The organism is Acinetobacter brisouii, assembly GCF_008993995.1.
GTDB classification, from domain to species: domain Bacteria; phylum Pseudomonadota; class Gammaproteobacteria; order Pseudomonadales; family Moraxellaceae; genus Acinetobacter; species Acinetobacter brisouii_A.
On sequence record NZ_BKNN01000156.1, the window covers coordinates 1 to 1,301 of the forward strand.

Sequence of the window (1,301 nt, forward strand, 5' to 3'; positions counted from 1 at the left end):
GCAGATGCCTGAACCCATTGTTGATTCAATATCATTAAAAAAATAAATTAAAATAATCTATAATGTTAACGCATTTCTTAAATAGACTGCTTTTATAACGGTTTAGAGATTCTTTTGTGCTGTTTTAGCCGTAAAAGAGACTAAAAAATAACAATAAAAGCTGTTTCATGATTATAAATCACAATCCACTCAATAACAGGCAGTGGATTTTATTTTTAGGAAAATTGCATGTTGCTGATGCATCCGTTGACCAATCAAACATTCCAAATAAGTTGCCGCAATGTTTGTTGAATAATAAATCTATATTCTTAATTCTAAGCCTTTTCCTAACTGATTTTATTTGAGACTAGATTTTCAGGGTCATGTAACAGCAGTTATTTACTGTGCCAATCTTGCACGCAGACCAAATTGTGAACACTATTTTTTATTGCTACCTGACTTTAAAGCACAAGTCGTTGTGTGTTATAGACGGTCAAATTTAAAAGACTGGCAATTAATACAAAGTCGGGTTAAGCCTGTTTTAGAGCAATATGTTGTAAACAAAAAATGATGAAAAAAATTGAATAAATTTTTTAACTGAATCACTTGAAAAAAAATTCTAAAGATTTATAAATCTAAGTATGCAGTACAAAAAATATTTCAAGCATTTAATAAGGAAATCCTATGAAACTCATCGACATAGAAGCTTTAGTTAAAGTAGCAGACTGGCATCATCCAAATGGAACATCTGTGTATTTAGCAAAACAGGATATATTTTTAAAATTTGAGCTAGATGATGATCAGTTTTTAGACCATCGTTATTTACCTGAAAATATTAAAGCCTTTTATGATGCGCTGAATCAGCAGGCAAATATTAGCGAGATTAGTTTAAGAAAAGCCAGTTTTTATTATAAAAATCAGCTAATTCAAGTTGTTGATCTATATAAATTGGTACTCAGAGGTTCACTGACAGAGCTATATTTTACTAAACCATTACATCAAGCTGTAGAAGATCACGCAATTCATGATGTCTTTTCTTTTACATTAATGAAAATTTTGAATAGCCCAGAAGCATTGAGCAAAATTAATCAGGTCAATGTTGCGGCTTAATTAGTTTATATGATCAAAACCACAATGACTCAACAGGATTGCAATCCTGTTTGATCATTCTTAAAGAGGTATTTATACAGCAAATTTAGTTCATGATGACAGAAGTCGATTGAACTGTGAATTGATCCACAGCGTTTGTTGTTTACAAAGCTGTGGATTTTTTTTGTTCAAAATCTATTTATTTTATTTTGAAATGGTATATATTTATATAT

At 30.1% G+C, this 1,301-nt stretch carries 1 protein-coding gene; it reads left to right on the forward strand.

Going from position 1 to position 1,301, the window contains the following annotated elements:
• Window positions 1–663 precede the first annotated feature (663 nt).
• Entirely contained in the window at window positions 664–1,089 is a 426-nt protein-coding gene (locus tag GBN19_RS15390; protein WP_151778698.1) for a hypothetical protein, read from the forward strand.
• Window positions 1,090–1,301: the final 212 nt, after the last annotated feature.